This window comes from Rhizobium sp. HT1-10, from assembly GCF_049472505.1.
GTDB lineage: Bacteria > Pseudomonadota > Alphaproteobacteria > Rhizobiales > Rhizobiaceae > Rhizobium.
Map to the genome: position 1 here is coordinate 345,234 of NZ_JBCEBQ010000002.1, position 14,131 is coordinate 359,364.

The 14,131-nt window shown below is 63.4% G+C and carries 10 protein-coding genes; 6 read left to right on the forward strand and 4 right to left on the reverse strand.

The genetic code is table 11. The features are described 5' to 3' along the window. Positions 1 to 185 precede the first annotated feature (185 nt). The 3 genes from pdxY to VH564_RS06675 all read left to right on the forward strand — a co-directional run bounded on the left by pdxY (position 186) and on the right by VH564_RS06675 (position 3,443). Positions 186 to 1,061: a pyridoxal kinase PdxY gene (pdxY, locus tag VH564_RS06665; protein WP_423339020.1), complete on the forward strand. Its 876-nt coding sequence runs from the start codon at positions 186 to 188 to the stop codon at positions 1,059 to 1,061. A gap of 64 nt (positions 1,062 to 1,125) precedes the next feature. Further along, positions 1,126 to 1,767, forward strand: coding sequence for a carbonic anhydrase (locus tag VH564_RS06670; RefSeq protein ID WP_423339021.1), 642 nt, complete (start codon positions 1,126 to 1,128; stop codon positions 1,765 to 1,767). A gap of 95 nt (positions 1,768 to 1,862) precedes the next feature. Next, positions 1,863 to 3,443 carry a diguanylate cyclase gene (locus VH564_RS06675; RefSeq protein ID WP_423339022.1) on the forward strand — a complete coding sequence of 527 codons (1,581 nt, stop codon included), beginning with the start codon at positions 1,863 to 1,865 and terminating at the stop codon, positions 3,441 to 3,443. 57 nt (positions 3,444 to 3,500) lie between these two features. Here VH564_RS06675 and VH564_RS06680 read toward each other — a convergent pair whose 3' ends face one another. From VH564_RS06680 to VH564_RS06690, 3 genes are all read right to left on the reverse strand, one after another. After that, complete coding sequence (locus VH564_RS06680; protein ID WP_423339023.1) at positions 3,501 to 4,319, reverse strand: lytic murein transglycosylase; 819 nt, start codon at positions 4,317 to 4,319, stop codon at positions 3,501 to 3,503. Positions 4,320 to 4,496: 177 nt separating this feature from the next. Continuing rightward, entirely contained in the window at positions 4,497 to 5,531 is a 1,035-nt protein-coding gene (locus tag VH564_RS06685) for an aspartate-semialdehyde dehydrogenase (protein ID WP_423339024.1), read from the reverse strand. Between the two features lie 937 nt (positions 5,532 to 6,468). Next, positions 6,469 to 6,684 (reverse strand): CsbD family protein, encoded by a 216-nt coding sequence (locus VH564_RS06690; protein WP_423339025.1) that lies wholly within the window; start codon positions 6,682 to 6,684, stop codon positions 6,469 to 6,471. 884 nt (positions 6,685 to 7,568) lie between these two features. Between VH564_RS06690 and VH564_RS06695 the strand changes: the two genes are divergently transcribed. Both VH564_RS06695 and VH564_RS06700 read left to right on the forward strand, forming a co-directional pair. Continuing rightward, entirely contained in the window at positions 7,569 to 8,852 is a 1,284-nt protein-coding gene (locus tag VH564_RS06695) for an NAD(P)/FAD-dependent oxidoreductase (protein ID WP_423339026.1), read from the forward strand. Positions 8,853 to 8,897: 45 nt separating this feature from the next. After that, positions 8,898 to 10,430, forward strand: coding sequence for an aldehyde dehydrogenase family protein (locus VH564_RS06700; RefSeq protein ID WP_423339027.1), 1,533 nt, complete (start codon positions 8,898 to 8,900; stop codon positions 10,428 to 10,430). Positions 10,431 to 10,496: 66 nt separating this feature from the next. Here the strand turns inward: VH564_RS06700 and VH564_RS06705 are convergent, their stop codons facing one another. Beyond that, on the reverse strand, positions 10,497 to 11,816 hold the full coding sequence (locus VH564_RS06705) for a glucoamylase family protein (RefSeq protein WP_423339398.1): 1,320 nt from the start codon (positions 11,814 to 11,816) through the stop codon (positions 10,497 to 10,499). Positions 11,817 to 12,178: 362 nt separating this feature from the next. Between VH564_RS06705 and VH564_RS06710 the strand changes: the two genes are divergently transcribed. After that, the gene (locus VH564_RS06710) at positions 12,179 to 14,131 is read left to right on the forward strand and encodes a methyl-accepting chemotaxis protein (protein ID WP_423339028.1); all 1,953 of its coding nucleotides are present in this window, start codon (positions 12,179 to 12,181) and stop codon (positions 14,129 to 14,131) included.

Here is a 14,131-nt window from a genome sequence, read left to right on the forward strand (position 1 = left end):
AGAGATGCAATTGCAAAACAATATGACGGAGGCCCGGATCGTCATAAATGCCTTGGAAGAGACTGCTACCGGCAGGGAGCATGGCCCCGGCGCATCGTACTGGGGCTGGCATCGGCTCGACCTCCGATTGACAGATTCTGCAACAAAATATCATCTAGCTGCCAGAAATTACGGAAAACAACAGCATGTCTGACACAGCCCAAGGCGCCGTTCTCGTCATCTCCAGCCACGTGGTGCGCGGCTCGGTCGGCAACCGCGCCGCCGTCTTCGCACTCGAGACGCTGGGGCACCCTGTCTGGGCGCTGCCGACCATCGTGCTGCCCTGGCATCCAGGCCACGGCCGATCGACGCGGCTGACTTTTTCCGAAGCGGATTTCGACCTCGCCATCGACGATATTCTTGCCGCCCCTTGGCTACCGGAGGTCAAGGCAGTGCTGTCGGGCTATTTCGCCAATGCCGCGCAGGCCCGTTCGGTGGCAAGGCTGGTGACGGCGCTGCGCGAAAAATCGCCGGAGCTGTTTTACGCCTGCGATCCGGTCATCGGCGATCTCGGCGGCCTCTACGTGCCGCAGCCGACGGCGGAGGCAATCCGCGACCATCTGCTGCCGCTCGCCTCGCTGGCGACGCCGAACCGCTACGAGCTGGCCTGGCTCTCCGGCGCACCGCTCGACGACAACAATGCGGTGATGGAGGCGGCCTTAGCGCTCGGGCCGTCGCGCATGCTGGTGACCTCGGCCGTGCCGATGATGACCGGCGGCACCGGCAATCTCTACCTCAGCGGCCGCAATGCGCTGCTTGCCGAGCATCGGTCGATCGACAATGCCCCGAACGGCCTTGGCGACCTGCTGGCGTCGTTGTTTCTGTCGCGGCTGATGTCCGGCATGGAAGAGGAAAGGGCGCTGCAGCTGGCCACCGCCAGCGTCTTCGAAGTGCTCGCCCGGGCGGTCAAGCGCGGCAGTGACGAACTGACGCTCGCCGCCGACGCCGCCAGTCTTTCGACCCCCATGGCCATGGTTCAGATGCGCCATCTCATGCATCCATCCCAGCGCCGAAAGAAGTGACAGGCGGCTTCAAGAGTTTCAAACGGGTGTTGATCTCCGCGCCTCTCCGCGCTAATCGAGAAACATGCAGAGATTTCCATCGTTCCTGATCGACGGTTACAACAACTTCATGAGCGGTCGCTACGTCGACGAGCGCGAACGCTATCGCAGCCTTGCCGAACAGGGCCAGAGCCCCTCGACAATGGTGATTGCCTGCTCCGATTCGCGGGCAGCGCCGGAGACCATCTTCGACGCCGGGCCCGGCGAGATGTTCGTCATCCGCAACGTCGCCAACATGGTGCCCCCCTACGAGCCCGACGGCCATTTCCATGCGACCTCGGCGGCCCTGGAGTTTGCAGTTCAGGCGCTGAAGATCGAAAACATCATTGTCATGGGCCATGGCCGCTGCGGCGGTATCCGCGCAGCACTCGATCCGAGTGCCGAGCCGCTGTCGCCGGGCGATTTCATCGGCCGCTGGATGTCGCTGGTGGCACCTGCTGCCGAGCAGATCCAGAGCAATGACATCATGACAATGGCCGAGCGTCAGACGGCGCTGGAGCGGGTGTCGATCCGCAACTCGATCGCCAACCTGCGCACCTTCCCGGATATCACCGCCCTGGAAGAAGAAGGCAAATTGCACCTTCACGGGGCATGGTTCGATATCTCGACCGGCGAATTGTGGGTCATGGACAGCGAAACCGGCGATTTCATCCGCCCCGGCGCCTGACGGACTCAACAGAAAGTTTAGCAGGATCTCAGAAACCGTTACCCCTGCTCCCGCATCCGGTGATAGCATCCTATGCGTTTATGCAAGGGGCTTCGATGAAGTTCGAAACTATCAAGAAGACCGTGATCACGGCAATCATGCTGCCGTTCATATTCATGGTCGCGGAAAGTGTGCAGCTCATGCGCCTTTCCTTCGAGCAATACGGTACGTTAGAAAGCGACCGTAGGGTTGCCGCGCTGCTGGCAACGGGCGGCGCCATTGCCTCGACGGAAATACCGGCCGAGATGAACGCCACGCATGCCTTCTTGCGCGATCCCGGCCCGGAGACAGCCGCAGAGTTGCGCCGCACTCGGCTGGCGGTGGATGGCGCCCGCCAGGCCTTCTTCGACAGATTGCCTTTATCAGGGACTTTTTCGAGCGGCATAAACGCCCAGCTGACAAAACTGCGTTCCGCTTACAGCCGGATCGTCGGCCTCAGGTCGGCGGTGGACGACGGGCGCTATGACAGCCAGGCCGATGTCGGCTACGTCTATCGTCAGGCAGCCCTTCGCCAGCTGGGCGTCGGCGATTCCTTCTCCGCCCTGATCCACGACCCGCTGCTGCTGCGCAAATCGAACGAACTGATGAGCATTCTGCTGACCTATCACGGCGAGCTCATCGTCGATTACATCGGCGGCCATTATCTCAAGCGCTCTGGCTTTTCCACCATGTCGCACGAGCAGCTGCTGCAGGGCGACGTGACGCGGCGGCTTGGCACTGACCGGCTGCGCTTCCACACCTCCGTGCCTGTCATCCGCGGCATCATCGACTTCCTCAATCGTCCGAGCGAAAAGCGTGCCGATATCTATACCCAGGCGATGATGTCCGGCGTCCTTCGCCCGACGCCCGAGCTACGCCAGATGTGGACCGTCGGGGAGCAGGCGAGGCTTGCCTTTCTGCGCCAGAATATCCTGGCGGTGACCCATGATCTCGAGGAAACCGGCCAACGCATGTCTGCGGAGGCTCAGAAGCATCTGATGATCGTGCTCTCGCTTGTGCTGGCATTGGCGTTGCTTGCGGCCGTCGTCGGCGGGCTTGGCGTCAAGGGCATCCGGCTTCTCGACCGCTTGACCCGGGAGCGCGAAGCGTTGGTCGAGGAGTTGCGCAGCGCCTCCGAGACCGACCTTCTGACCGGGCTCTACAATCGCCGCGGCTTCGAGGCCGCCGCCGCTGCCATGCTCGATGGCAACCATGACGGTCCCGTCGCCATCGTTCTGTTCGATCTCGATCATTTCAAGATGATCAACGATAAACACGGCCATGATGTCGGCGACCTCGTGCTTCGCCATGTGGCGGAGATTGCCAAGCGCACCTTCCACAGCATCGACTTGATCGTCCGCCATGGCGGCGAAGAGTTTCTGGCCCTGTTGCCCGAGCTGGACAGGGAAGAGGCGGCGCTCGTTGCCGAGCGGGTGCGGGTGGCGGTCGAGGAGGCCCGGATCCCGCTTCCGTGCGGCGAGACGCTTGCCGTCACCGCCAGCTTCGGCTGCGCCGCCCGTCCCCGTTCGGCCAAGGGCGACCAGTTCGAGGACCTGATCAAGAAGGCCGACCTTGCGCTCTATGCCGCCAAGGCCAGCGGCCGCAACTGCGTCGCGACCTCGGCCATCATCGGGCAGCGCCGCCACAAGCCGGCATGAACCATAAAAAAGGGCCCCGATCGCTCGGAGCCCCTCACATCATGACAACGACAAGGCCTATCTTGCGTCGATCTGCTTGCCGATATAGGCGATCGCCTGCTGATAGACGACAGCCGCGTTCCAGCCGGCAATGGCATTGAAGTTCGGCTCGCCGGGCTGATAGCCTTCGCCCGGACGCCAGCCATGGCCGCGCAGGAAGTTGGCGGTGGAGGCAAGCGCATCGGCCTTCGAGCCGACCATGTCGATGCGGCCGTTGCCGTCGCCATCGACGCCGAAATTGACGACGTTGCGCGGCAGGAACTGCGTCTGGCCGATCTCGCCATGGGCAGCACCGCGCGCCGACGGGCTCAGATAGCCTTCGCCCACCAGTTTCAGCGCCGCATAGAGCTGGTCGGTGAAATAGTCGCTGCGGCGGCAATCGTAAGACAGCGTCGAGACGGCCGACAGCGTGTGCTCATTGCCCATGTAGCTGCCGAAGCCGGTTTCCATGCCCCAGATCGCGATCAGCGGGCCGGCGGGAACGCCATATTTGCGCTCGATGCTGGCAAACAGCGCCGCGTTCGCCTGCTTCATGCCGCGGCCGCGATTGATCACCGTCTGGCCGCCGCGCTTCTTCATGAACTCGTCGAAGGACAGCTTGAAGCTCTTCTGGCCGCGATCGGCGCGGATGGTCGGCTGGTTGTAGTGCACCTCGGCGAAGGCCCGGTCGAGCACCTGGCGGCTGACGCCCTGGGCTGACGCTTCCTGCTTGAACTGCTCGACCCAGGCAGGAAATCCTGCCGCAGTGTTCCCGCATTGGGCAGCCTCTGCCGCCACCGGTGCCGTCATCATGAGCACGGCAGCCAGAGCCGCCCAACCAGACCTTTTCATCCGCATTCCTCGTTCCCGTGTTCTGACGCCTACCCATCCTGGCGGCGCAACCGATTATTTGACCCGTCGAGCCTGACGGGATGTACCGGGCGTGGCGGCAAGAGCCGCCGGCCGTGGAAAAACCCCGCCATCCGTGGTCGAATAGCGGGGTATATAGGTAAAATATTTATAAACGGTAGTGCCTCAGGCCGCTTGCGAGCGCGGCTTGATGAGACCCCTGTTGATCAGCAGTTCGGCGATCTGGATGGCGTTGAGCGCGGCACCCTTGCGCAGGTTGTCGGAGACCACCCAGATGTTGAGACCGTTCTCGACCGTCGCGTCCTCGCGGATGCGCGAGATGTAGGTGGCATCCTCGCCGGCGGACTCGTATGGCGTCATGTAGCCGCCGTCCTCGTGCTTGTCGATGACGATGCAGCCGGGTGCCTCGCGCAGGATATCGCGAGCCTGGTCGGCGCTGATCTCGTTTTCGAACTCGATATTGACCGCTTCCGAATGGCCGATGAAAACAGGAACGCGCACGGCCGTGCAGGTCACCTTGATCTTTGGATCGAGGATCTTCTTGGTCTCGGCCAAGACCTTCCACTCTTCCTTCGTATAGCCGTCCTCCATGAACACATCGATGTGCGGGATGACGTTGAAGGCAATGCGCTTTGGAAACTTCTTGTTCGACAGCGGGTCGGCGACGAAGACGGCGCGCGTCTGGTTGAACAGCTCGTCCATGCCGTCCTTGCCGGCGCCCGATACCGACTGGTAGGTCGAGACGACGATGCGCTTGATGTTGGCGAAGTCGTGCAGCGGCTTGAGGGCCACGACAAGCTGCGCCGTCGAGCAGTTCGGATTGGCAATGATGTTGCGGCGGGTGAAGATGTCGATGGCGTCTGCGTTCACTTCCGGAACGATCAGCGGAACATCCTGATCGTAGCGCCAGGCCGACGAATTGTCGATGACGACGCAGCCCTGCGCACCGATCTTCGGCGACCACTTCTTCGAAATCTCACCACCGGCCGACATCAGGCAGATATCGGTGTCGGCAAAATTATAGTTTTCGAGGTTCTGAACCTTCAGCGTCCGGTCGCCGAACGACACTTCGGTACCCTGCGAGCGGGCCGAGGCGAGCGCCACGACTTCGTCGGCGGGAAAGCCGCGTTCGGAAAGGATGTTGAGCATCTCGCGACCGACGTTGCCGGTAGCGCCTGCAATTGCGACTTTGAAACCCATTTCGTGCTCTCTTTTCTCATCTCTCCACTGTCCGGTGAGGGGGGAGCCGCCATTGGCGGTTCCCTGTCCCCAGCCGAGCCGGGGAGAGAGCGGCGGGCCAGGAACGTCAGACGGTTTTCGTCGTGGTTTTGGCCTTGGTTTTGGAAGACAGTGGAAAACGGCAATCAGGCCCGGCATGCGATGCCAGGCGAGCGCAGACGCGGATCTGTTCGAAACGAACCATGGACCGTCTTCCTTTTCCGCCGCAGGTAATAAAATATTTTGTGAAAGAGTCAAGAGATCAGCCGATGGGCCGGTTCTGGAGCGAGCCTGCGGCTGGATCTTCGCATTTGTCAGCGAAACGGTTCGATCTGCTGCGCAATGGCGCAGGATTTTGAATAGGAGGCGTTCGCAATGATACGCCTGCGGCCGCAACCGCTTTAGATAGCACGCGATGTTGCACATAGACCGTAGGCTATGTGTTATGTCGCCGGAGCAGGGATATGGAATTTATAGTATCGGTAAGACTCGAAACGGCATCGATACGATTTGCGGTTTCTGTGCCTCATACTCGGGACGCGTCGCCAGGACAGGGAGCGGCGACTGCGTGCGGCAAGGGCGTCTTGCGCCCAAGACCGTGTCGATTAGCCGACGAACTGAAACATCAGGCCGAGCGCAGCGGCAGAAGCAGCGATGAAAGCGATAGCCGTGAGGCAAGAAGACTTGAGCTGGGTTACATCATAATCGGTCATTTTATCTTCCTTTGTTTTCCTGCCTATACAATGCGCCACAACTGGAAAGGTTGCATCGGCGGTCAAACAATCGAAATCCTCGATTATAGTGATGTTCACCGGCTATTACTTGCCATGCTCCTCATAGGAGCGAGAGAAACCCAAAAGGCCAAAACGCGAAAGGACGGGGATGCGATCCCCGTCCTTCCTCATTCATGCCCGAATAATCAGAGCTTCTTGTCGGCGTAGTCCGAAGCCGCATGGGCGCCGTCCTTGACGGTGGCTTTTGCATCGCCGACGGCCTGCTGGCCTTCGCCCTTGATTTCCTGCAGCTTGCCTTCGGCCTGCATCTTTTCGTTGCCGACCATCTTGCCTACGCCCTGCTTGACGTTGCCTACGGCTTCGTTGGCGAGACCTGCGGCTTTATCAGATGTGCTACCCATTTGACTTCTCCTTTTGATTTCCAACCAATTAACGGATGGCCCCGGAGATTCGTTCCAAAAGACGCCGGGAAAATCAGATCCGGGAACAGAACCGCGCGCGCTGGCGCAGTGGAGGGGCCGCCGTCGCATGCAATTCATTCGTCAAATGGGGGACGTTTGGCGGCACAAGACGCGATCTGCATTCTGCCAACGCGTAGTCTCATGACACCCGTTGCCATGCCGACACGCCTCCCCAAGCTTCCCGTCATGCGACCACGCCCCGCTTGAGAAAGTGCTGCGGCGCTTGCGGCATCGTGGGGGACAAACCGTTGGGATTTTCCAATGGAATCAATGAAATGAACATTATTTCATCCCCACTTTTCCGGGCTCACCTATACTTCTCCCTGTTCCACCCTCGGATACACCGGTCTGCGTTGCCGGCGAGGTGGGGCCGGTGCTTGTCGGGGTTGCTGTCTACGCAGGCGGTTTCGACAGGAGTCCGCAGAAAATGGATCCCTTCGGGCGGCGGCATCAAGCAGCCCGGCATGCCTGTGTGGCGTAACTCCGGCAGCTTTTTCCCGCAAGGGGACCTGGGTCGGAAACAGAGGATCCGGAGTTGCGGATAAAAAAGCCGAACGGGGCACGTCGTGTGTCATCTAAACTAAAAACTATCAGGCACCCGATGTGCCCCGGCCGATCCGGCCTGCCCCAGGCGGCGAAAGCCTGCCAAAAAGGCGAAAAGGATACCGAAATGCCCCATGACACGGACCGAAACCGGCCGCGTGACCGGACAGATGTGACCTTCGGAGGCTGTGTCGGCGGTGCCTGGGCCGGGCGTCGCAAATGGCCTTTCGCAACCGCAAGTCGGGCGCTAAGGTGCCGTGACGCAACGACCGGACAGAATGATGCTCAATGACCCGCGCTCCCATGGCCTATGGGAAAAGACCGCCCCGCAACCGCCCGTGACCGAGCCGCTTTCCGGCGCGATGTCGGCCGATGTGGTGATTGTCGGTGGCGGCTATACGGGCCTGTCGTCGGCGCTGCATCTGGCCGAAGCCGGCACCCGCGTCGTGCTGCTCGAGGGTAACGAGATCGGCTTCGGCGGCGCCGGGCGCAATGTCGGGCTGATCAATGCCGGCATGTGGGTGATGCCGGACGACGTGCCGGGCGTGCTCGGCCCTGTCTACGGCGAGCGCCTGCTCGATATTCTCGGCAACGGGCCGCAGCTCGTCATGGCGCTGATCGACAAGCATCAGATCGCCTGCGAGCTCGAGCGCAACGGAACGCTTCACTGCGCCGTCGGCGCCGAGGGTTTTAAGGAAATCGAGGCCCGCTGTTCCCAGTGGGCAAGCCGTGGTGCGCCTGTCAGCGTGCTCGACGCCGAGGAAACGCGCCGTCGCGTCGGCAGCGCCGGCTATTCCGGATCGCTGCTCGACCTCAGGGCCGGCACTTTGCAGCCGCTCGCCTATGCCCGGGGCCTCGCCCATGCCGCCATCCGCGCCGGGGCGACGCTGCACACCGGCAGCCGCGTCACCGACACCAGCCGCGACGGCAGCCGCTGGGTGGTGAAGACGGCAGGCGGCAGCGTCACCGCCGACTGGATCATCGTCTCGACCGATGCCTATTCGACCGGTCCCTGGCAGCAGGTGCGCGGTGAGCAGGTGCATCTGCCCTATTTCAATTTCGCCACCGTGCCGCTCGGCGATAACCTGTGTAAATCCATCCTGCCCGCTCGCGAGGGCGTCTGGGACACCAAGGAAGTCCTCTCCTCCTTTCGCATGGACCAGGCCGGCCGGCTGGTGTTCGGCAGCGTCGGGGCGCTGCGCAACACGGGTGCGGCGATCCACAAGGGCTGGGCCCGGCGGTCGCTGAAGCGGCTGTTTCCGCAGCTCGGCGATGTCGAGTTCGAATGCGAATGGTACGGCAAGATCGGCATGACCGACGATGCCCTGCCGCGCTTTCACAAATTCGCCGATAATGTCGTCGGCTTCTCCGGCTATAACGGCCGCGGCATCGCGCCCGGCACGACCTTCGGCAAGAGCCTTGCCGCCCATATCCTCGGTGAGATCGGCGAAAGCGACCTGCCGCTGCCGACAAGCGCGGTCGGCGCCCCCCGCTTCCGTGCCGCCAAGGAAATGTGGTACGAGGCCGGCGCCCAGATTGCCCATCTGGCCGAGTCCCGCTTTTAAGCAGCGGCCAGGCCATCATCAGACAAGAACAAGGGACAGCCCGCTATGACCGCTCTCGACCTAGCCCAGGAAACCAAGAAGATCCTCGCCGATCTCGGCGTGCCCGCCGACCGCTTCACCGGGGGCACGCTGGCTGTGACCTCGCCGATATCGGGCGCCGAAATCGGCCGCCTGCCGGAGCACTCGGTCGCTGAGGCCAAGGCTGCGATCGATGCGGCGCATGAGGCCTTCCTTGCCTGGCGCCAGGTGCCGGCGCCCAAGCGCGGCGAACTGATTCGACTGCTCGGCGAGGAGCTCCGGGCCGGCAAGGTGGCACTCGGCCGGCTCGTCTCCATCGAGGTCGGCAAGATCACTTCCGAGGGGCTTGGCGAAGTCCAGGAGATGATCGATATCTGCGATTTCGCGGTCGGTCTGTCGCGCCAGCTCTATGGCCTGACGATCGCCACCGAGCGTTCCGAACACCGGATGATGGAAAGCTGGCATCCGCTGGGCGTCACCGGCATCATCTCGGCCTTCAATTTCCCCGTTGCCGTCTGGTCGTGGAATGCGGCGCTCGCCATGGTCTGCGGCAATTCGACGGTGTGGAAGCCGTCGGAAAAGACGCCGCTGACGGCGCTTGCCACCCAGGCGCTGTTCGAGAAGGCGCTGAAGCGCTATGTGGCCGAGGGCGGAACGGCGCCGGCTAACCTTTCGACGCTGCTGATCGGTGGCCGCGCTATCGGCGAGGCGCTGGTCGATCATGCCAAGGTGCCGCTGGTGTCCGCCACCGGTTCGACCGCCATGGGCCGCACCGTCGGCCCGAAGCTCGCCGCCCGCTTTGCCCGCGGCATCCTCGAGCTCGGCGGCAACAATGCCGCCATCGTCTGCCCGACGGCTGATCTCGACCTGACGCTCCGAGGCGTCGCCTTCTCGGCCATGGGCACGGCCGGCCAGCGCTGCACCTCGCTGCGGCGCCTGTTCGTGCACGACAGCGTCTACGACCAGCTGGTGCCGCGCCTGCAGAAGGCCTACGGCTCGGTCAGCGTCGGCAATCCGATGGAAGACGGCGTGCTGGTCGGACCGCTGATCGACAAGCCGGCCTTCGACAAGATGCAAGCCGCACTGACGGCAGCCAAGGCCGAGGGCGGCTCGGTAACCGGCGGCGAGCGCGTCGATGCGGCGGGGGCGGATGCCTTTTACGTGCGCCCGGCGCTGGTCGAGATCCCCGGCCAGACCGGTCCGGTCGTCGAGGAAACCTTCGCGCCGATCCTCTATGTCATCAAATACAGCGATTTCGATGCGGTGCTTGCGTTGCATAATGCCGTGCCGCAGGGCCTGTCATCGTCGATCTTCACCAACGACGTGAGGGAAGCCGAAACCTTCCTCTCATCGCGCGGTTCCGATTGCGGCATCGCCAATGTCAATATCGGTCCGTCCGGCGCCGAAATCGGCGGGGCGTTCGGCGGCGAGAAGGAAACCGGCGGCGGCCGTGAATCCGGCTCGGATGCCTGGCGCGCCTATATGCGCCGCGCCACCAACACCATCAACTACGGCCGCACGCTGCCGCTCGCCCAGGGCGTCAGGTTCGACGTGGAATAAGGGCGAAAGCCTGCGATGCGCGGTGGCTCGGGCCACCGCGTGTTCCTTGACGAGAAAGTTGGAAGATCAGGCGACGGCGGCCGTTTCGCCGTCCAGCCAGCCGCCCTTGAATCCGGCCTTTTCCAGGCCTTTGCGGATGATCGGCGAGCCCCGCAGCAGCTTCCAGATCATGCCGGTGCGGTCGTTCTCGATCATGATCACCAGCAGGCCTTGGTCGATGGCGACGGAGCGGTCGTCGACCCAGCCTTCGGGACCCTTGCCTTCGACGGTCGGGTTGAAGCCGCCGACGAAGCAGCCGTCGAGCAGGATGGCGGGATAGGCGGCCATCATCGTCCGCGTGCCGCTGAGGGCCGCCTTGCGGTCGAAGGGCAGGCAGGCCAGCGGTGCCCAGGGGGCGATGGTGCCGTCGTCGGGACCGAATGGGGCGCCACGGGCGGCGTAACCCAAAACCTTCTGCCGGCCGCGGCGGCTGTGCCGGCTTCCGGTGGGGTTAGGGCCGTCGCAAGCGGTCAGGCCCCAGACCTCGCGGCCGTAGCCGGAAAAGTGTCCGGGGTTGCGGTCGGCATAGTCTCGCTGCGCGTCGATGGCGATCTGGGTGTTGAGGAAATAGTCGCTGTCCTTTTCTGTCATGTACTTGTCGCGGATGCCGCGGAAGTCGATCCAGGCGTGGGAGAACAGGTGGATGAACAGCGGCCCGGCATAGAGGAACGGCTTGTCCTTGACCATCATCCAGCTGTAGGTCGAGGCGAAGGCGTCGTAGCATTTCGCCGGGATCGGATGGGTCGGCGAGGCCATCGCCATGGCGTAGAGCAGGATGGCTTCGTCATAGCCCTGATAGCGCCAGCGCAGAAAGCCGCCGCCCGGCTTCCAGCCCATCGACAGCGTGTCGCCCTTGTTCAGCGCCCAGCGCCAGTCGGCCCGTTCGTAGAGGAATTTGGAAAGTTCGCGGATCTCGACATCGTCGGCCTCGTCGCGGTCGAAATATTCGGCGATCGTCAGCACGCCCATGAACAGCAGAGCGGTGTCGATCATCGACAGCTCGCTGTTCCAGGCGCGGTTGCCGGTCTTCATGTCGATGAAATGGTAATAGAAGCCCCGGTGGCCGGTGGCGCCGCGCATTTCGCCCTGGTCGCTGTCGGCAAAGAAATTCAGCGTCGTCAGGATGATCTCGGCGGCTTCCGTGCGGTCGATCCAGCCGCGCTCGATGGCGACGGGATAGCTCGAAAGCGCAAAGCCGACGGCGGCGATGCTGCAGTGACTGCCGCCGATCGAGGTATCAGCGACGAGCCCATTCTCTCGGTTGGTGTGGCGCAGGAAATATGTGAAGGCAGATTTCTGCAGGCGGTCGACGAGAAGTTCGTCGGTCTCCTCACTGCGCTGAAGCATTGCAAATCCATCCATTGTCCGCTCCCCCCATGTGCTGCGCGACACGTCTAACGTCAACTGCAAATCACTGTGATCGATGCTGCCACCTGTTTATCAACGAGTGCTTAAGAATGCGGCGTTTGCCCTATCGTTCGGCAAAGATAGTTGCGCAAAGCTTTCGCGGATCAACTCCTAAAGGCATTGATCGATTTTGCCGGCTAAGACGCTGGCGGGCCTCAGCGGTAACCATGACGAGAAAATTGTGCCGCCGTGCCGCCGCGTTGCTTTCTTTTTTTGTTTTCGGCACTATTTCGCGACTGCTGCCATCCCGGCATCGGATCCGCTCGGCGCCTGGCGCCCAACAACATTGCAACGGGTATTCCATGGCCTTGGTGAAGACATCCGATCTGGCCGCTAAGCGCAGCTCTCCGCCGACCCCTGTCGGCTCCTCGCCGACCCCCGTCCGCAGCGCGGAACAGCCTGAAATCAAGCCTGTCGCGGCGCGCCGGGCGCAGGATCGCTCCCGCGCTCGCCAGCAGAAGGCAGCCGAGAGAATCGGAGCTGCCACGGAGGAGCTCGCGAGCGGCGTTTCCGAGGCCGCATCGGCCGCCGAGGAGCTGCGGCGCGCGCTGGAGCAGATCGCCGCCGGCGCCGAAGAGGCGGCCGGTGCCGCCCATGAATCGCTTTCCGCCACCATCCATCTCGCCAGCCGCTTCGCCGAGACCCGGCTCGAGGTCGAGGCCTCCAGGCGTCGGACGGAGGCGCTGCAAGCCTCGGTGTTCGATGCGACGGCGCAGATCGATGCCTCCATCGACGCCATCGCCGCCAATGCCGAACGACAGCTGACATCGGTCGCCGTCATCGACAGGCTGCAGGCGCAGGCGGAATCGATCGGCGCGACGACGCTGATGGTCGCTGATATCTCCGATCGCACCAATCTGCTTGCCCTCAACGCCGCCATCGAGGCGGCCCGGGCCGGTGCCGAAGGCAAGGGCTTTGCCGTTGTCGCCGATGAGGTGCGGGCGCTCGCCGAGACAGCCGAGCGCAGCTCGCGCGACGTCACCGAAAATGCCGCCACCATCGTCGATGGCGTCCGCGGCGTGGCCGACCGTATCCGCGCGGCTGCCAACACGGCGCGAAGCCAGTCGGACGCCAGCCGTGACATCACCGAAGAGCTGAGCGCGATCCGAACCAATCTGACGGCCCTGTCGGAGAGCAGCCAGTCGATCCTGACGGCCGCCATCGAGGCCGATGTGGCGACGCGGGAGGCGCAGAAGGGCTCCGAAATCGTCGCTTCCGCCGCCGAGGAACAGGCCGCCGCCGCAGCGCAGGCGCAGCGCTCCGTCGAGCAGCAGAGTGCCGCGCTCGATCAGAGCCAGCGCACCGCGCAATCGCTGGCGGTGCTGGCCGACGATCTGCTCAGCGACGTCAAGACGGCGACCCTGTCGGAAGAGGTGAGCTCCGCCGCCGAGCAGCTGTCGGCCACGGTGCAGGAGCTTTCGGGTGCGGCCGGCGAAATTCTGATCGCCATCGAGCAGATCAGCCGAGGCGCCGAGGCGCAGGCGGCCGCCACCCAGCAGTCGCACACCGCCATGGCGCAGATCGAGAAGAGCGCGCTGCAGACCCACCGCAGCGCCGAGCAGGCGAGGAACCGGGCGGAAGACATCATCCAGCTGATCAGCCGCAACAAGAAGAGCGTCGAGGCCGTCGCCTCCGGCATGGCATCCGCGCTTCGCGAAACCCGTGTTGCGCTGGACAGGTTGTCAGCGCTGGGCGAAATCGGCTTCCGGATTGAGCGCACCGTCGATCGCATCGTGCTGGTGGCCGTCCAGACCAGCATGCTCGCCGTCAGCGGTTCGGTCGAGGCGGCGCGGGCCGGCGAGGCAGGACGCGGCTTTGCTCTGGTGTCGTCCGATATCCGCAAGCTGGCGTCCGATGCCGGCGAAAACATCGACAGCGTCAAGGACGTCGTCCGGGCGCTGCAGATCCAGATTGCCACGGTGGCCCGCGAGCTCGAGATGATCGTGATCGCCTCGGAAGCGGAGATCGCCAAGAGCCGGCTGATCATCGATCGGCTGTCCGTCATCGATGCGGATGTGGGCCTCATCGCCAAGGGGAACGACAGCGTGATTGCCGCCGCCGAAGCGATCCTGCTGGCGGCCCGCGAAGTCCAGGCCGGCACGCAGCAGATCGCCACCGTCGCCCAGCAGGCGAGCACGGCAACCGAGGAGGCGGCGACTGCCGCCCGCCAGCAATCGCGCGGTGCCGAGGATCTGGCGGCTGCCGTCGAGGAGATTGCCTCGCTCGCCGACGAGTTGCAGCTGGCGGGGGCCTGA